This window comes from Chryseobacterium sp. CS3K3.1, assembly GCF_059515165.1.
Genome location: NZ_JCAKRV010000003.1, coordinates 248,136 through 267,022 on the forward strand (window position 1 = coordinate 248,136; position 18,887 = coordinate 267,022).

The window sequence follows — 18,887 nt, forward strand, 5'->3', positions numbered from 1 at the left end:
ATGACTTACTGCCTGTCAACGGATCATCTTACAAAAGAAATCCGGTGAACGGGCGTTGTTCTTCCAAATGTAAGAAACTATTGCCAAAGAAAGTGTACCAAAGGATTATATTCTGATTTCCCGGCTTATAAGCACAAATAATGCTTCTATTACTGTTAAAATAATAGAAGTAAATTTAAAAAATAAAAAGATATAAAAATATTAAATCGCTACTGGAGCTTTGATCCCCGGATGCGGATCATAATTTTCCAGCGTAAAGTCCTCGAAATCGAAATCAAAGATATTTTTAACGTCAGGGTTTAATTTCATTGTAGGAAGTGATCGTGGTTCTCTTCCAAGCTGTCTGTTTACCTGTTCAAAATGATTATTGTAGATATGAACATCTCCAAAGCTGTGAACATAATCCCCTACCTCAAGATCACACACCTGTGCTACCATCATCAGCAGCAATGCATAACTTGCAATATTGAACGGTACGCCAAGGAAAACATCGGCACTTCTCTGATACAGCTGCAGCGATAATTTACCATCAGCTACGTAAAACTGGAACAGGGCATGACAAGGAGCCAAAGCCATGTTAGGAATTTCTGCAACATTCCATGCAGATACGATAAGTCTTCTGGAATCCGGATTTTTTTTGATCTGGTCAATTACTTCTGTAATCTGGTCTACCACTTTTCCGTCTGCTCCACTCCAGCTTCTCCACTGCGCTCCGTAAACAGGTCCCAGATCTCCATTTTCATTAGCCCACTCATCCCAGATGCTTACTCCGTTATCTTTAAGATACTTAATATTGGTATCTCCTTTCAGGAACCAAAGCAACTCGTAGATAATGGATTTCAAATGCACTTTTTTCGTCGTTACCAAGGGAAATCCCTTAGACAGGTCATATCTCAACTGATATCCGAAAACACTTCTTGTTCCAGTGCCTGTTCTGTCGGTTTTATCAGTTCCGTTGTCTAAAATATGCTGTAAAAGGTCCAGGTAGTTTTGCATTTTGAATGAGATTTTAAGTTTCAAATTTAGTAAAAAAAAAGCACCCAACCTATGGATGCGTTTTATAAGATGTATATCTCTTTTTTATTAAATGCGCGTATATTCTACAGCTTCAAGCTATTAAAGCAATAGAAGTATTATAATACAGAAACGCTAATTTTTTCACTGTTTCCATTGATTGATTTTAGCTGACCATAACTGTTTTTATCAATAAACTTATCATTTGAATAATCCAGTCTCACCGGACCAAACTTTATAAGCTTCTGGAATTTACTTTCATCAATAATATCTTTTGTTCCATAGTCAATAGAAATGTCTCCTATTATTTTCAGTTTGCCCATCCTGCTGTTATCTATCACATCATTTGACCAGTAATCTATACTGAGAGCACCTATTTTCTTTACTTTACCTGCTTTTTCTCTGGTAAAGGCAGAGTCTTCCCAATAGTCTACAGAAATATTTCCTATACTTTTCAGCTTCCCTGTTTTTTCTGTGGCAAATATGGAATCATCCCAGTACTCTATTTTGACATTCCCTATACTTTTAAGCTTACCATATTTAGCTTTATCAAAAACCTGATTATCATAATACTTAAGTTCCCCATTCAGAGCAGGGGCATTAAAATCAGAAATTGATCCGTCAGCATTCAGCGTAATTACAAAATCCTCTACCGTTAATTTCACTGTTTCCAGATCGTATGTTTTTGCGGAAACGGTGGCACGAACCTGAGCATTGATGACCAAACTGCCCAATAGAAATACAAAGACAAATAAATTTTTAAATTTCATATTATTAAAGATTAATTTACCAAATATCTTCAATATCCTGATTGATATTGTTGATGGTAAAGTTATCTCCCATTTTCTTGCCAAACATTGCTTTTACCAAAGGAGATTCTGCAGAAACTGTCATTATTTTCCGGTTTTCAAAAACAAACTCTCCCATTGAAACTGAGATAAAAAACATTCCTTTATTGGTTTTCACCAATGCTCCGTTCTGCACTTTTTCTGAAGGATCGGATGTTATTTTCTGCAAAACAGCCTGCTGATTCAACACTTCATTGAGCTGCCTCTGCAGGTTATTGATTTCCTGCTGAAGCATTTCTCTTCCGGTTTCATATTTATCACCCATCGAACTTTTAGTATCGTTGTTGGAAGCCCGTGTTTCAGCAATAAGGTTTTCAAAATACTGAATTTTGTCTGCGGCTTTTGCTTTGATGATGTTGATTATTTCCTGTTTGTTCATTGAATGATCTTTTTTATTGCAGGTAGATAAACCACCCCGTCAAAATCACAGATTTTGACACCCCTCCAGCGGAGGGGAATTGAGTTCCTCTAAAGACTAGTGATTAAAATTTACTGTTTAAGCTAAGTTTCAAAGCCATTACTTTTTATTTTTCAAATACGGCATAATCAGAAACTTTGAAGCTGAAGTCTTTTCCATTACTGAAGTCTCTTTTTGTTTTATCAAAAACATTTCTGAATGTTCCGGACAGATGGTCGTCTTCAATGAAGAAATTAACCGGTTCTTTTGACATGTTCAGGACTACCAGCACTTCATCTTTCCCATTTTTCCTTACATAAGCAAGAATTTTATCATTGGCTGTCGTATTGAGAAGATAGGTCGTCACGTTGGAATCTCCACCTCTTAATGCAGGATTTGATGTTTTTAAATCCAATAGTGTTTTATAGAAATCAGCAGCCTGATAGGTATGGGTCCATTTGATGGCATCTTTTTCGAAAAATTCCAGCCTCTTCATGTTCGGAAGTTCCTGTCCTGAATATAATAACGGAATGCCATTCCATGTTGCAGAGAATACTGCCATAGGTTTTGTAATGACTCCGTATTTTTCATATTCGGTTCCGTTCCATGAGTTTTCATCGTGGTTGGTGGTAAACCAGGCTCTCATCGAAGCGTCTCCGATATTGGAATATTGTCTCAGAAGATCTTTTAATTCCTGAAGAGGTTCATTATTTTTGTAATAGTCGGCAGATTTATGCATCCATTTCCAGGAATAACTGGCGTCAAAAACTTTACCATATTCAGGACTTTCCAGCTCATCAAATTCTCCAAGCCAGAAAAGAGGCTTTATTTTTTCCACTTCAGGACGTGCCTGTTCCCAGAAATCGACTTCCACCCATGAGGCAAGGTCACATCGGAATCCGTCGATATTGGTTTCCTGTACCCAGAACTTCATAGCATCAATCATTGCCTGGCGCATTTCCTGATTTTTATAATCCAATTCAATAATATCATCCATTCCGGAAGCAATATGGAATTTCCCATCCGGATCTTTAAGATAAAATTCAGGATGTGTTTTTGTCCACACATGATCCCAGCCGGTATGATTGGCTACCCAGTCGATAATGACTTTGAATCCTAACCTGTGAGCTTCATTCACCATATCTTTAAAATCCTGCAGGGTCCCGAATTCAGGATTGATGGAAGTATAATCTGCTGCGGCATAAGGACTCCCCAGACTTCCTTTTTTGTTTTGCTGGGCAATCGGAGTAACAGGCATAAACCAAAGGGTTTTTATTCCCATAGATTTCAGTCGGGGCATTTCTTTTGCAAATGCTTTGAAAGTTCCTTCCTGAGTGTATTGTCTTATGTTTACTTCGTAAATATTTGTATTATGTTTCCAATCTTTTGGCAGTTCTGTCATCTTCCGCTTATTTTTTTGAGTGGTACAGGAAACAATTCCCAGACCAATTACAGCTAACAAAATTAATTTTTTCATTAAACTATTTTTAACAAAAGTAAGGATTGTTTTTGGGGTAAAAGGGTAAAAAGGCAAAATCGTTAAAAGCAGAATGGCAATTTGCTTTAATCAGCATAAAAAAAGCCCCGGATCTAAATCCAGGGCCAGTATATTGTATGATTATCTTTCATCATCATTGTCATCCTCATCATCAAAGACATCGTCATTATAGTCTTCTTCTTCCTCATCATCAAAGCTGTCATCATCTTCGTCTGAAAAGTTTCCTCCCGCTCCGAAATCATCATCAAAACCGAACTCATCATCTACCAATGGCATTGCTGATTTCTTTTTGCCACCTCCGGTACTTCCGTTTTTGCTTGGAGCTTTTAATGGAACATTTCCAAATCTGTATACAGTGATCGGATAGTTCACGCCTTTTGTTTCTTCAATTACCTCCACAAGCTCGCAGAAGAATTCCCAAAGATCAAGAAGTCCATACTGGAATTGCGCTTTGTCACCTACATTTTCAAAAGCTTCATCAATGTAAACATCTGACATGATCTCACCATCACCATCATCACTCATATCTTCCAATGGGACACTTTTTACGATCGTTCCGTCATCTTCCAACAGATTAAAAGTAGAAAGCTCATCTCCCTGCAGACTGAATGCACTTTTAATTCCTAAATGTAAGTTCCATAACGTTTGTTTTCCCTTAACTTCGACATCACGGAAAATATCCTCTTTCGCATCTAATATTACGCGGATTTTGTAAACCATATCAGTTTCTTAAATTACTTTTTGCCTTTATAATTATGATAAATCTCTGTTGCAAATATATAATAAATGACATGTGACAAAAAAATATTTCAGGATTTTTTAAAATATTTTTTTTTCTTACATTTTGCCGGAATTATTTACTTTTTTCAAGCATGAAACTGAACTTCGTCCCTTCAAGGTAAACGCTTTCTACGGTAATGTTTTCGTTGTGAGCTTCAAGGATGTGTTTTACAATAGCCAGACCGAGTCCGGAGCCGCCTTCTCTTCTGCTTCTGCTGGTTTCCACACGATAAAATCTTTCGAAGATTCTTGGAAGAATTTCAGATTTGATACCCATCCCATTGTCTATCACTTCGATCAGCACCTTATTTTTAAGGACACTGGTTTTTACGATCACTTTTGCTTCCTGCCTGTTGGCATAATGAATAGCATTGGAAATCAGATTAATAAAAACCTGGGAAATTTTCTGTTTATCGGCTTCCACAAAAATCTGCGGATGAAGGGTCTGAATCTGTAATGTTGTATTTCGTTTTTCAGCTTCAAGATCAAGAAGGTCAAAAATTTCTTTGATCAGAAGGTTCACATCGAATTTTGAAACGGTAAGATTGATTTCACCGGCTTCCAGCCTGTTGATCATATCAAGATCTGTCACAATAGCAATCAGTCTTTCTACCGATTTATCAATTCTTTCCAGATATTTGTCGCGGATCGTAAGATTATCCACGCCGCCGTCTCTCAAGGTTTCTACATATCCCTGGATAGAAAAAAGAGGAGTCTTCAGCTCATGGGAAACATTTCCGATGTATTCTTTACGGTAACTTTCCATCTCTTTCATCATATCAATTTCGGAAGCTCTCTGCTGATTAAGGTCTGAAAATCTTTCTCCTAATTCTTTAATGGTTATATTTTCATCATTATCATGAACCATTTCCTGAGGAAGGATTCCGGAAAGTCCTTTCACCTGCTTTCTTCCGTAATAATTAAAGAGCAGCTCCAGTACTACACAGTTGATCATAAAGATCAGGATAATACAGATGAAAAGACCCGTTTTGAACAAAGGGGTCTCATAATAGATATCTTTCAGCGAATCGAATACGACTACTAAAAGGAGCATTACCAGTGTCAGAAGACAGGAGGCAACGAGGGTAAGTCTGTAAAATTTCAATTTTACAACGTTTTAATGATTGAACGTAAAGTTAGGATTTTTAAATAATTAAACGATCAGTTTATACCCAATCCCTTTCAATGTCTGAATCGTATTGATTCCCAGTTTTTCTCTTAGTCTTCTGATGTGAACATCAATGGTTCTTTCTCCTACGATCACATCATTACCCCAAACTTTTTCCAGGATCTCTTCTCTTTTGAAAACCTTCTCAGTATTGGAAGCCAAAAGGTAAAGCAAATCAAATTCTTTTTTAGGAAGAAGAAATTGCTGTCCGCTTTTGGAAACCCTGAAGTTATCTTTATCGATAACAAGGTCTCCGATTTCGATGAGTTTAGCATTGTCAGACACCTGAGAGGTTAGCTGTAATAATGCATTTACTTTAGAGATAAGGATTTTCGGTTTGATCAGTTTTACAATATAATCATTAGCACCTGCCTGAAAACCTGCTAATTGAGAAAACTCTTCGCTTCTTGCAGAAAGGAACACGATAAGTGTTTTTTGCAGTTCTTTCACTTTACGAAGTTCCTGACAGGTTTCTATACCATCTTTTTCAGGCATCATGACATCTAATAAGATAAGATCCGGAACAATTTCCTTCGCTTTTTCTATACCTTCGTTACCATTGGTAGCGGTATAAATATCATACCCTTCTTTTTCCAAATTGTAAGACAGAATCTCTAAAATGTCCAGTTCATCGTCTATTAAAAGAATTTTTTTGCTCATCTTCTAGTTTAAGAATTCCCACAAAATTAATTATTTCAATTGATTTCATCTATCCGCCAAATGTTAACTAATTATTAAAAAATTACATTTTACACATTAATTATAAAATCAATAAAAAAATCAATAAATAAATATACACAAATCAAATATAAGGAATAATAATTAACATTAAAACAAAAATTATAATTATATAAATTAAACATCGATAAGTATAAAATCTGTTCTTTCGTTAATACAAACTTCATAATTAATTAAGATTCTCCTAAAGTTTTCTTAAAAACTTAGCCTTTATTTTGCCCTTGAAAAAGAAGTAAAAGAAGTAATAATGAAAAAACAACTCCACAAGAGCATCATGCTACTTGCCTTGTTTTCTGCTGGCTATGCTTTTGCACAAAGTCAGATTTTGGAAGGTAGGGTATTGGACGAGAAAGATAACACTCCAATAGAAGGTGTAAAAGTAAAAGTAAATGGTCAGGAAGTAACCACTGACATTTCCGGATACTACTCTATCAACCTTTCCCCTGGCACCAATTACATTGTAACCGTAAGCTCCAATGGGTATAACAGAAAAGAGATCAGTGAAGTTATTATCAAAAATGAAGGTAATACTCACCTTGATATTGTTTTGGATAAGCCATCCACCAAAGAGAAAGAAATTGAGGGAGTTGTCATAAAATCAAACGCAAGAAAAGAAACCATAGCCTCTACCATCGGTTTACAAAAGAATGCCGGTGTAGTTTCTCAGGTTATTGGTGTTGAAGCGATTAAAAGAAGTCCGGACAGAAACACCGGTGAAGTTCTGAAAAGAGTTTCAGGGGTGAGTTTATTTGACGGAAAATATATTGTAGTAAGAGGTTTATCAGACCGTTATAACCAGGCGATGCTGAACGGTATTCAGTTATCCAGTACGGAGCCTGACAGAAAGACTTTCTCTTTTGATCTTTTCCCTGCCAACGTTATCGAAACCCTTGTCATCAATAAAACATTCATTCCTGAATATACAGGTGAATGGGGAGGTGCTTTGATTCAGGTAAATACTAAAGATATTCCTAATAAAAACTTCTTCAATGTACAGGTAGGTGTAGGAGGAAATACAGCTACTATGGGACAGGAGTTCCATATGCAGAAAGGTGGAAAGTGGGACTTTTTAGGAATTGATGACGGTTACAGAAAACTTCCTACCAATATGCCTGCAAAAAATGCTTTCAGTATTCTGACTGAAGCTCAGAAAACAGAGATTGGTAAAGGATATACCAAGAATCTTGGATACAACAGCATTGGTTATCCTGAAAACTTAAGTTTACAGTTAGACGGAGGTTTCAACACGAAAGTATGCGGAAAAGATTTAGGAGTAATTGCTGTTTTAAATTACAGTAACAACAAAAGAAGAACCGAATCTACCAACCGTTTCTTTACCATCAACGACCAGCTTGCTGATACCAACTTCGATTATTTTACAGAAAAATACAGCAATGATATTATTTTAGGAGGGATGTTGAACCTTGCTTTAAAGCTGAACAACAATAATAAAATCTCCTTAAAGAATATCATTACCAACAATACGGTAAACCATATGTCCTTCAGAACAGGAAAGGACTTTGAATTTGATCCGATCAACGGGACCAATATCATGGCAAGGGAAATCGGGTTTAAAGAAACGACTTTCTATAACTCCACCCTTTCCGGTAATCATAAAATTGATGTTCTTGGCGGTCTTACCGTAAACTGGTACGGAAGCTTCGGGATCCTTGATCAGTATATTCCTTTGCTGCAGCGTTTACAGTATAACCAATATACAAACATGCCGGGAAGTCCTTATTTAGCATTGATTTCTAATGGTCTTTCTCAAAAATCAGGAAGTGTATTCTACTCTACTCTGAGCGACTATCTGTATAATGCAGGAGGTGACGTTTCCAAAACGTTTACGATGTTCGGACAGAAGCAAACAATCAAAGGAGGTTATTTATTCCAGGTAAAAGACAGAATATACAACTCCCGACCGTTCTCTGTAAGACTTGAAAACTTCAATCAGGGATTACTTTCCCAGCCTTTTGAAACCATCTTCAATCCAGGTAACTTCGGAACTAACGGTGGATTCACATTTGATGAAATTGCAGGAAACCAGTACAGATATATTGCCAACACCATCCTTAACGCAGGATACTTACAGTTTGACAATAACTTCACACCATGGTTAAGAGCTGTGTGGGGATTAAGAGTGGAGAACTTTGACCAGTTGGTAGGAAGCACGAAGAAAAGCGATGACCGTTTTGTAAACACTCGTGTTACAGATTTCTTACCTGCTGTGAACTTAACATTCAAGGTAAATCCTAAAATGAATATCCGTCTTGCAGGTTCACAAACTGTTGTAAGACCGGAATTCAGAGAAGTTTCTCCTTTGGCATATTATGATTTTGACCTTGGAGCAACGGTAATCGGTAACAAATCTATCGAAAGAACCAAAATTACGAGTGCCGACCTTCGTTGGGAATTCTACCCAAGAAACGGGGAAATTATTTCCGTGGCAGGTTTCTATAAAAACTTTAAAAAACCGATCGAATTATACTTCAACCAATCAGGGGTAGGAACGAGTAACACCTTCAACTATCTTAACGTAGATAAAGCTGATGCTTACGGACTGGAAGTGGAAGCCAGAAAAAAACTGGATTTTGTAAGCGCTCTTAAAAACTTTACGCTGGGTGGAAACGTAGCATTAATCAAAAACAGAGTAACAGACGAAGCTACCAATATTGACAGACCAATGCAGGGACAGTCTCCATATACTGTCAACCTAAGTCTTCAGTACGATACTGAAAAATCAGGATGGTCTTCAACGCTATTATTCAACATGATCGGAAGAAGAATTCTTTATGTAGGAAACGATCAGGTTCCACCAATCTGGGAAGCACCAAGACCTCTTTTAGATTTCCAGCTTTCTAAAAAATTATGGAGCAACAAAGGAGAGATCAAGCTGAATGTTTCAGACATCCTGAACCGTCGTGCGAAATTCTACCATGACCTGAACGACAATGGCAAGTATGACAGCAAAGATGCTCTTGCTATTGAAAGACTTACAGGAACCAATATCAGTTTAACACTGGGATACAATTTTTAATTCACTCAACAAATAATCTAATAAATAATTTAATTCTTTATAACATGAAAAAGTTCGTTTTATATTCTTTAATGCTTGGCGCTCTAGTATCAACTACCGCATGTAGAAATATAGAAGAAGATGGACCTACCATTATTCAAAATGGAGGTAACGGAAACGGAGAAACTGAAAACCTTATTCTTTCAGGAAAAATCACTTCCAATACTACACTTAAAGCCAATAAAATCTATAAGCTGAGAGGACTGGTATATGTAACTAACGGAGCTACTTTAACGATCGAGCCAGGTACAAAGATTGTAGGTGAAGCTGATAAAAACGGAGCTTTGATCATTACAAGAGGAAGTAAAATCATGGCAGAAGGTACTGCTGCCAACCCTATTATTTTCACTTCAGAAAAACCAAGTCCTAAAAGAGGAGACTGGGCAGGTTTAGTTATTTTAGGAAACGCTCCTACCAATGCCTCTTTCGGAGGTGCAAACGGAGTTGGAGAAATTGAAGGAGGAATCAACAACTCTGAAGGTCTTGGACTTTATGGCGGAACCAACGCTGCGGACAACAGTGGTGTATTAAAATATGTAAGAATAGAATATGCAGGATATGCATTTTTACCAGATAAAGAGGTTAACGGACTTACATTCGGTGGTGTAGGTAACGGAACTACAGTAGATTATGTAGAGGTTGCTTATGCTAACGATGACAGTTTTGAGTGGTTCGGAGGAACAGTAAACTGTTCTCACCTTATTTCTTACAAAGGTCTTGATGACGATTTCGATACTGACAACGGGTATTCAGGAAAGGTACAGTTTGGTATTGCAGTAAGAGATTCTCAGGTAGCAGACGTTTCAGGTTCTAATGCATTTGAATCTGATAATGATGCCAACGGTTCTACTTTAACGCCTCAGACATCCGCTACGTTCTCTAACATGACGATTATCGGGCCAATCAACTCTGCAGCTCCGGGATCAATCAATGCGCTATTCCAGAATGCATTACAGATCAGAAGAAACTCTTCAATCTCTGTATTCAACTCTGTATTCACAGGATTCCCGGTTGGTTTATTCATCGATGCCACGAAAGGTTCTCCAACAGATAACAATATTGTTGGTAACAAATTATTCTTCGAAAACAACATATTGGCTGGAACTACAACTCCTTTAAAATTCGGACCATCTACCTCTACTCCTACAACGTATACATTAGCCGATCTTACAACATGGTTCAATGCTAAAGGAAACACCATCCTTGCGTCTACAGCTGATGTAAAACTTGCCGGTGCTTGGGCTCCTGCAGGAACTACTCCAAACTTTACACCTACTTCAGGTTCTCCATTATTAACAGGTGGAGCATTTACAAACGCTAAATTAGCAACATGGTTTACGCAGGTTACTTACAGAGGTGCTGTAAAAGATGCTACGGATACATGGTATGCAGGATGGACTAACTTTAACTTATAACATCATCATATAAGTACCTAGATTTAATTTCAAATAGAGGCCTCCGGAAGTAATTTCCGGGGGCTTTTTTATCGTTATTACGGGATATTACAAATAGTAGGAATTTTGAATATGAATAGATGTTCACATTGTAAAACATATAAAGGGAATATGAACAGTAATTTTGGGGGTTGAATACATATATTTTTTCATAAGTTTTGGCTATTTTTTCCATTCAAACGGGCTAAAGCCCGTTCCTATTGAATATAAATAATCTCGAAATTTATAATCATAATCTCAAAACTCGAATCACGAATCTCAAAAGCTCGCATCCCGCACCCCACACAAAAAAAGCCACCAGAAAAGCTTCCGATGGCAGTTACAAAAAACAAGTGTATAAAAATATATATACTTCACATTAATTTCTCCAGAATAAATTCCCGCCATTCATCAGGGCTTTAATTTCGGACATTCTGGAAACAGCTTCAGCAGAACATGACGCGTCTGTCAGAACAATAGCGGCTTCATCACCGGCTGTTGGCCACTGCTGGTTTCCTTTTTCATCCAGAGGAAGAATGGCTTGAGTCGCAAACTGCAAAGCTCTTGAAAGGGCATATTCTGTAGTATAACCGTACAGTTCAGCAATAAGATTCGCTTTCTGCAGCATACTTCCGGATCCGAAAGTGCTCCAGTAGTCCTGTACGTTGTCATTTCCAATCAATACGTTTACTCCGTATTTTTTCAGGGTTGGAATAGGCATTACTTTTCCTTTAAAAGGTACGGAAGAAGCGATTCCTACTTTTCCGGCAGCCAATCTTTCCGCAATCTGTTCAGTTTCTTTAGGAGAAAGATGAGCTAAAGCAAATGCATGGCTTACAAACGTTTTTCCCTGAAGTACCGGGTTTTCGACCGCTTTATCAATCAGATAATTGATCGTTTTCATTCCGGACTCTCCTGCTTCGTGCAGATGAATATCAATTCCTTTGTTGTGATCTAAAGCCAACTGAACCGTAAAATCCATTACTTTTTCAATGCTTCCATCAATACTGAAAGGATCCAGTCCGCCAATAAATCCTACACTTTTCAGTTGGGCTGCTTCTTTCATCAGTGGAGCAGATTCTGTGTAATATACTCCATGCTGTGGGAAGGCCACCAGTTCGGCTTTAAAAGAATCTTTTTTATTTTCAAGAGCCTGCTCAAGATGTTCCAGAGATTTCAGTCCTGATGTAGGATCAATATTGAAATGCGTTCTTACGAAATGCGTTCCGTAATGCTGTTGTAAACTGATCAGCTGTTCTGCCCTGCTTACCGAAGTTTTCAGCAATTCAGGAATGATTTCCTGCTCATAGGCGATCATATCTTTCACCGTTTTTCTTTTCGGAGAAAGGGCCTGCCAGGGAAGGCCATATAATGTTTTATCCAGATGAATGTGCATATCCCTGAATGCGGGAAGCATCAGGTATCCTTTAGCATCGATGGCATTGGAAGCCGGATCATTGGCTTTTACTGTTTTTATTTTTCCGTCTTCAATTTCAATACTGAAAAGGTCTGTTTTTGTTCCGGTAACCTCTTCATTTTCGTATTCAAAACCTGTTTCCAGACGGACATTTTTCAGGAAATAGTTTCCTTTTGCAGTTAATTGATAGGGAAATTTCATGATGTAAAATTTAACAATACAAAATTAAGCCGGCCTGAAGTAAAACCGGTGTATCAATCATGTCTTGTTTTGTACAGATTATTCTTTGAATTGGGAAGGTGTCATTCCCGTCTGCGCTTTAAAGAATTTGGAAAAGCTGGCATGATCATAGAAACCAAGATCATAAACAATATCTTTTACAGACATTTCGGAAACTTTCAGCAGTCTTTTGGCTTCCAGTAAAATGCGGTCCTGAATAAGTGAAGATGCTGAAGCATTGAGATTTTTCTTACAGACAATATTCAGGTAGTTGGCAGAAATATTCAGTTTATCGGCATAAAATGATACAGATCTTTCTGTTTTAAAATATTCATCAATCAAATGCAGAAATTTTGAAATAATAGGATTTGAGTTATAGATTTCAAAGTCTTTAAAAGCGCCTTCCACAGATTTACTTACCAGCAGACCAATTAATTCACTTCTTTTCTGGATCAATTCCCAGAATACTTTTTCTCCATTCAGTTCTTTCCGGATTTCCTGAAATTCATAAAAAAACTTAGCAAACGTTTCTTCAGAAAGAGTGATTACCGGATGATTCTGATAATAAGAGGCAGAAAATCTTAATGAAGGCAGAAAACTTTCAAACCAGTCCCGGCTGATCATCAGCTGATAACCGATGGTTTCTTTTCCAATCACCCATTGATGTACCTGATCAGGAAAAACAAGGTGAATCTGATAATCTTTTACCTGATATTCTGTAAAATCGATGGTATGTGATCCTGCTCCCTGCTCAAAGAGATTAATGATGAAAAAATCATGTTTATGGGGATCATCAATGGAACGTGCTCCGGAGAGATCATTAAACAGCAAATTACAGCTGTTCAGCTGATTTTCACTAAATTCCTGTATTCCCAAAATAGGAAAATGATCTGTATGGTAAGCCACTCTGCCTGATTTTCTCCTAAAATTACTAAAATTTACGAGAGAAAAAACTAAAACAACCACAAAAGGGACAAAAGCTTTATTGTATCACGCTATCTTCATTTTCCATCTTCGTTTCGTGACTTTTCGTAAACTTTCATCCCCTTTATGGTTGAAAAAACACAACTAGATTATAGATTAATTTATTTAATCCTTTTTTTCTACATTAAAAAACAACGTTTCCTTCATGAACTAAAGACTCCACGTCTGAAATTCTTGATACTGCTTCTGCAGAACAACTTGCTTTGATCAATACAAAATTTGCTTTATCACCCGACTTTGGCCATTGCTGAGTTCCTTTATCATCTAACGGAAGGATATTTCCAGTGGCCAGTTTTAAGCTTCTTGATAATAAAAACTCTGTTGAATATCCATACAATTGTGCCATTAAATTGGCTTTCTGAAGTACACTTCCTGTCCCGAAAGTATTCCAGTGATCCACAATACTGTCATTTCCTGTGAGAACAGTTACATTATGCTTGTAAAGTGTTGGTATTGGCATGATCAGTCTTCCGAAAGGGATTGTAGAGACAATTCCGATCTGTGCTTCACCTAATTTTTCAGCAATTTCTTCCTGTTTTGCAGCTTCTAATTTTGCAAGAATAAAACAGTGGCTTACATATGTTTTCCCTTTCAAAGCAGGGTTTTCGTTTACTTTTTTAATCAGGTATTCTACCGTTTTCAATCCCGAATCTCCGGTTTCATGTAAATGAATATCAATTCCTTTTTTATGATCCAACGCAAGCTGAACAGTAAAGTCTACCACTTTTTCGATATCGCCATCAATGTTGAACGGATCTACTCCACCAATAAAATCGATGTCCATCTTCGCAGCTTCTTTCAGATAAGGTACGGAATCCGTATAGAAAACACCATGCTGTGGGAATGCCACCAGCTCGGCTCCAAAGCCTTTCTTTTTATTTTCTAACGCTTTCTGCAGATTTTTTAAAGACTGAAGTTTTGAAGTGGGTTCAATATTCACATGGCTTCTCGCGTAGGAAGTTCCTTTCGACTGTAACAGTTCAATTAGCTTTTCAGCCTTAAAGGTGGAATTTTTAAGCATCTCAGGAAGCATTTTCTGCTCCAGCTCAATCATTCCTTTGACACCTCCTGTTCTTTTTCTAACGGCCTGCCATTGATCTCCATAAAAAGTTTTATCCAGATGGATGTGCATATCCTTAAATGCGGGAAGCATCAATAGTCCTTTTGCATCTACCGCTTTAGCATTAGGTTGGTTGGGAGCGACCTTTGTTATTTTTCCATTCTCAACTTCTACATAGAACAGATCTGTTTTGGTGGAAGCCACTTCTCCGTCCTGGTATTCGAAACCTGTTTCCAGGCGAACATTTTTAAGGCTCATTTTTCCTTTTGCTGAAAGATTTTCCTCATCGAAAGGCGATGCAGTCATGATATTGGGTATTAAAGTTAATCCCGCTACAGCCAACGCTGAATTCCGGATAAAATCTTTACGGGAGATGGTATTGTCTGAGGTCTTCATTTCCAATCTATTTAAGACAAAATTAAAAAGAAGCCCCCTTGAATGAGGTGTATGGTTTATTACAAAATCTGTATGATTTATACTTTGTGGTAATTATTTGGGAGAATACTTTATCATTTCCTTAAATTATCTTTTCTATACTACAATAAAGAAAATATCCACAACGCTTGTCATTCCGCAAGAATCCCCAATTATGCTGTTTTTACGCTGTTGAAACTTCTACAGAGTGACAAAGGGGACAGCCTTTACTTTTTGTATAAAACTAAGACTAGTAATTCCGACTAGTATAAAAATAATACACATAGTTTGTCATTCCATAGGAATTCAGATTATACTGTTCTACCTTGCTGAGACTTCTACGTAATGAGAAAGATTGTGTTAATTTTTTTTCAATTCAAACTCTTTAAATCAATTTTCTTTTCCATAAAAAAACCGGATGTGAAATCCGGTCTTGTTTATATTTATTTATTTGAATACTCAAATTTTCTTACTGCTTCCAATGTCATATCAATTTCTTTATCCTTGATGGCATCGCTGATGAAGTAAGTTTCATAACCGCTTGGCGGAAGATATACTCCATTCTGCAGCATCTGGTGGAAGAAGTTGTTAAACAATGAGTGGTTAGCTTCCTGTGCCTCATCAAAGTTGGAAACACTTTTAATATGGAAGAATACAGACATCATAGAACCTTTTCTGTTGATTCTGTGAGCAATTCCCTTTTCGTTTAATATTTTTCCGATCTCAAAATCTAATGTTTCTGTTGTTTTTTCCAGTCTGTTGAAAAACTCAGGATCATTTTTAATAAGCTGAAGGGTTTTTAATCCTGCTCTCATGGCTAAAGGATTTCCGCTTAATGTTCCCGCCTGGTATACCCCTCCTTTTGGTGCAAGGTGATCCATAATTTCATTTCTACCTGCGAAAGCTCCTACCGGAAGACCTCCACCGATTACCTTTCCGTAAGTCACTAAATCTGCTTTTACATTGAAAAGTTCCTGTGCACCTCCGAAAGCTAATCTGAAACCAGTCATTACTTCATCAAAGATTAACAAAGCACCGTTTTCATCACAAATCTTTCTCAGGTTTTGTAAGAAATCGTTTTCAGGCAGCACACAACCCATATTTCCAGCAACCGGCTCTATAATCACAGCTGCAATTTCTCCCGGATTGTGACGGAATAAATCCTGAACCTGTTCAAAATCATTATAACGGGCCAGCAAAGTATCTTTTGCAGTTCCGGCAGTTACTCCCGGAGAGTTTGGATTTCCAAATGTAGCGGCACCGCTTCCTGCCTTGATCAGGAATGAATCTGAATGTCCGTGATAACAGCCTTCAAATTTTACGATTTTATCTCTTCCTGTATACCCTCTTGCCAGTCGGATAGCACTCATACATGCTTCTGTTCCTGAAGAAACCATTCTGATCTGGTCAATATTCGGGACATTTTCAATAATGAATTTTGCTATTTCCGTTTCCAGTTCTGTAGGAGCACCGAAAGAGAATCCTTTCTCTGCCTGTATTTTAAGTTCTTCCAGTACTTCAGGATGTGTATGCCCTAAAATAGCAGGACCCCATGAGTTGATATAATCGATGTAAGTATTATCATCTGCATCGGTAAGGTAAGCTCCTTTTGCCGATTTCATGAAAACAGGCACTCCTCCTACGGATTTGAATGCTCTTACCGGAGAGTTCACGCCTCCCGGAATGTATTTGTAGGCTTCATCAAACAAAGCCGAACTTCTTTGATACTTCATTTTCTTTTATTTTTTTATTTAACCCTCAAAATAAAGGGTTCCATCTTCTCCTGCATAGTTCTTCTGCCCATCAATCACTGTGTAATATATCTGAAAAGGACCGCCATTCTTCCAGAGTGTAACGGCCGGTTCAAATTTTCCATACAAAACCTTATTATTGGGAAGAAGCGTTTTAAAAATCACATTATTTTTATTATTCGGATCTGGTTCTGAAAGGACAACTAAACGGCTGTCATCAATTAGATTGATCGTTGTATATCGTATTGGATAAATCTCACGAAAGTATTCGTCTACCAATCCAAACAATTCTGAATGGTTGGTAGTAAGAATATAAGGTTTTCCCTTATAAAATTGCCATCCAACATATGCTATTTCTCGTGTATTGATAAATATCTTTTTAAGTTTAGGAATATAAATCCCAATATAAGTATCACCTTCTGTTATTTCAATAAAATCGCTCTTGTAATTCAGCTGATACCCGTCATGATCATAAGGACCCAATACATTCAGATCGTCATCATCCAGATCATCCCTGCTTAATGTCAATTTTGCATTATTTCTGTCAAGGGGATTATAATTTTCCCAGCCACGGTCTCTTACAGGATAACTTTCTTGCTTAATATATCTGTCAAGACGCATTTTTGTTTTAATGGAATAGTAATAATAATCCAATCCATCAAACACCAGATATTTACCTCCTTCTACAGATATAGGTATATTGGAAATAAATGGCATGATCATAACAGCATTTCGATCCACGATTCCAAATCGTCCATTTTGTTCCGCATGAAACCCTCCTATAGATTCGTCATAACTGCTTATGCTGCTATATTGTGGTTGTACAACTATAAATTTATTAATATCGCAAAGTCCCCATAATTTTCCTTTTCTGTAAGGAATATAATTTTGCTCCTGAGAAAACATTGTACACGACATAAATATCAGAAATATCAACAGATATTTAGTTTTGATATTTAAGATTCTCATTGTTTTGGGGTTATTATTAGTTTCGTGGTTTTTTATCTATTAAATAAATCAGCTGTCCTGCAGATGGCTGCTGTCCTTCATCCATCCTGTTTTTAGCATATAATTTATTTAACTTGATTCCGAATTTCTGTGCAATATCATGCATATCTTCTCCGTATTCAGCTTTGTAAGTTGCTGTATTTCCTGTAGAATTTTTGGATTCAAGGAAAACGATATCATTTTTCTTTAAAGTTTCATTTTCCAGTTCATTCCACTTCATCAGCCTGCTTTCGCTTACTTTGAATTTATTGGCAATGAATTTTACATCGGTATCTTCAGGAATGATAATATATTTCAGACCGTCATTCGGATGGCTTTTGATCAGAATAGAATTAAGAATTTCAGCTTTCGTTTTGATTCTCTCTACTCTTTTTTGCTGTTGGGCATAAGAAGTCTGTTTGTAGGGAACTTCTACCGTCACCGGCTCTTTCACTTTTCTGGTTGCTTTTGAAGGTTCCAGCTGTGCCATGAAAGTTCTGTCGTCTTTCAGATCCGGGTACATTTTAAGAACAGCATACAATACTTCATTGGAATTGGTATTGTCGTATTCATATAATTTATACTTTTCAATTTTCGAGATAAGAATGGAAGCATAGCGCGGATTGGTAGCATATCCTGCTTTTTTTAAGCCGGTTGCCCACGCTCTGTAATCTTTCATATCCAGTTTGAAAAGGTTGGCGTAATATTTTCTTGTAGATAAAAATATAGAATGGTCTTCATAAGACTGTCTCGGATCGTCGTATACACGGAAACACTCATTGGGTGCATCATCGGTATGCTTCATTGTTCTACCGGTCCAGTCTTCTTTACATTTTATACCGAAGTGGTTTTTACCTTCCTGTGCCAGTCTGCTCTGTCCGCCTCCGGTTTCCAAAAGGCCCTGGGCAAGGGTAATAGAAGCCGGAATTTTATATTTTTCCATTTCTTCTACGGCATATTTAGCAAACTTCTGAATATACTGATCTTCGGTTGCCCAAGTCTGGGCTGAAAATTTTGATAAAACTAAAAGGCTTATGGATAGAAAAAGTCTTTTCATCTTATATTTTTTATTGTTTTAAAATGAAAGATGGAACACTAAGTGT

At 37.2% G+C, this 18,887-nt stretch carries 15 protein-coding genes; 2 read left to right on the forward strand and 13 right to left on the reverse strand.

What is annotated here, in order from left to right; all coding sequences use genetic code 11:
* Positions 1-201: 201 nt before the first annotated feature.
* From AC5YGI_RS04985 to AC5YGI_RS05015, 7 genes are all read right to left on the reverse strand, one after another.
* Positions 202-996 carry a thymidylate synthase gene (locus AC5YGI_RS04985; RefSeq protein ID WP_454510338.1) on the reverse strand — a complete coding sequence of 265 codons (795 nt, stop codon included), beginning with the start codon at positions 994-996 and terminating at the stop codon, positions 202-204.
* A 137-nt stretch (positions 997-1,133) separates the two neighbouring features.
* Positions 1,134-1,784, reverse strand: coding sequence for a hypothetical protein (locus AC5YGI_RS04990; protein ID WP_330747311.1), 651 nt, complete (start codon positions 1,782-1,784; stop codon positions 1,134-1,136).
* Between the two features lie 16 nt (positions 1,785-1,800).
* Positions 1,801-2,241, reverse strand: coding sequence for a hypothetical protein (locus AC5YGI_RS04995; RefSeq protein WP_330747312.1), 441 nt, complete (start codon positions 2,239-2,241; stop codon positions 1,801-1,803).
* Between the two features lie 145 nt (positions 2,242-2,386).
* Positions 2,387-3,736 (reverse strand): alpha-amylase family glycosyl hydrolase, encoded by a 1,350-nt coding sequence (locus AC5YGI_RS05000; RefSeq protein WP_330747313.1) that lies wholly within the window; start codon positions 3,734-3,736, stop codon positions 2,387-2,389.
* A 141-nt stretch (positions 3,737-3,877) separates the two neighbouring features.
* Positions 3,878-4,477, reverse strand: a complete 600-nt coding sequence (locus AC5YGI_RS05005; RefSeq protein WP_330747314.1) for an IS1096 element passenger TnpR family protein — start codon at positions 4,475-4,477, stop codon at positions 3,878-3,880.
* A gap of 133 nt (positions 4,478-4,610) precedes the next feature.
* On the reverse strand, positions 4,611-5,642 hold the full coding sequence (locus tag AC5YGI_RS05010) for a sensor histidine kinase (protein WP_110010193.1): 1,032 nt from the start codon (positions 5,640-5,642) through the stop codon (positions 4,611-4,613).
* A gap of 48 nt (positions 5,643-5,690) precedes the next feature.
* Positions 5,691-6,365, reverse strand: coding sequence for a response regulator (locus AC5YGI_RS05015; protein ID WP_002977493.1), 675 nt, complete (start codon positions 6,363-6,365; stop codon positions 5,691-5,693).
* Between the two features lie 325 nt (positions 6,366-6,690).
* On the opposite strand from AC5YGI_RS05015, the gene AC5YGI_RS05020 reads away from it, so the two are divergent.
* Positions 6,691-9,480 carry a TonB-dependent receptor gene (locus AC5YGI_RS05020; RefSeq protein WP_496167690.1) on the forward strand — a complete coding sequence of 930 codons (2,790 nt, stop codon included), beginning with the start codon at positions 6,691-6,693 and terminating at the stop codon, positions 9,478-9,480.
* A 44-nt stretch (positions 9,481-9,524) separates the two neighbouring features.
* The gene (locus AC5YGI_RS05025; protein WP_330747316.1) at positions 9,525-10,934 is read left to right on the forward strand and encodes a beta-helix domain-containing protein; all 1,410 of its coding nucleotides are present in this window, start codon (positions 9,525-9,527) and stop codon (positions 10,932-10,934) included.
* 397 nt (positions 10,935-11,331) lie between these two features.
* Here the strand turns inward: AC5YGI_RS05025 and AC5YGI_RS05030 are convergent, their stop codons facing one another.
* From AC5YGI_RS05030 to AC5YGI_RS05055, 6 genes are all read right to left on the reverse strand, one after another.
* Positions 11,332-12,570, reverse strand: coding sequence for an amidohydrolase (locus tag AC5YGI_RS05030; protein ID WP_330747317.1), 1,239 nt, complete (start codon positions 12,568-12,570; stop codon positions 11,332-11,334).
* Positions 12,571-12,648: 78 nt separating this feature from the next.
* The gene (locus AC5YGI_RS05035) at positions 12,649-13,494 is read right to left on the reverse strand and encodes an AraC family transcriptional regulator (protein ID WP_330747318.1); all 846 of its coding nucleotides are present in this window, start codon (positions 13,492-13,494) and stop codon (positions 12,649-12,651) included.
* Positions 13,495-13,696: 202 nt separating this feature from the next.
* Positions 13,697-15,028 carry an amidohydrolase gene (locus AC5YGI_RS05040; RefSeq protein ID WP_496167691.1) on the reverse strand — a complete coding sequence of 444 codons (1,332 nt, stop codon included), beginning with the start codon at positions 15,026-15,028 and terminating at the stop codon, positions 13,697-13,699.
* 461 nt (positions 15,029-15,489) lie between these two features.
* A complete protein-coding gene (gene hemL, locus AC5YGI_RS05045; protein ID WP_227943004.1) occupies positions 15,490-16,779 on the reverse strand; it encodes a glutamate-1-semialdehyde 2,1-aminomutase in 1,290 nt (429 codons plus the stop codon).
* 18 nt (positions 16,780-16,797) lie between these two features.
* Positions 16,798-17,766 carry a hypothetical protein gene (locus AC5YGI_RS05050; RefSeq protein WP_496167692.1) on the reverse strand — a complete coding sequence of 323 codons (969 nt, stop codon included), beginning with the start codon at positions 17,764-17,766 and terminating at the stop codon, positions 16,798-16,800.
* Positions 17,767-17,782: 16 nt separating this feature from the next.
* Positions 17,783-18,841, reverse strand: coding sequence for a glucosaminidase domain-containing protein (locus tag AC5YGI_RS05055; RefSeq protein ID WP_062674272.1), 1,059 nt, complete (start codon positions 18,839-18,841; stop codon positions 17,783-17,785).
* Between the last annotated feature and the right edge of the window lie 46 nt (positions 18,842-18,887).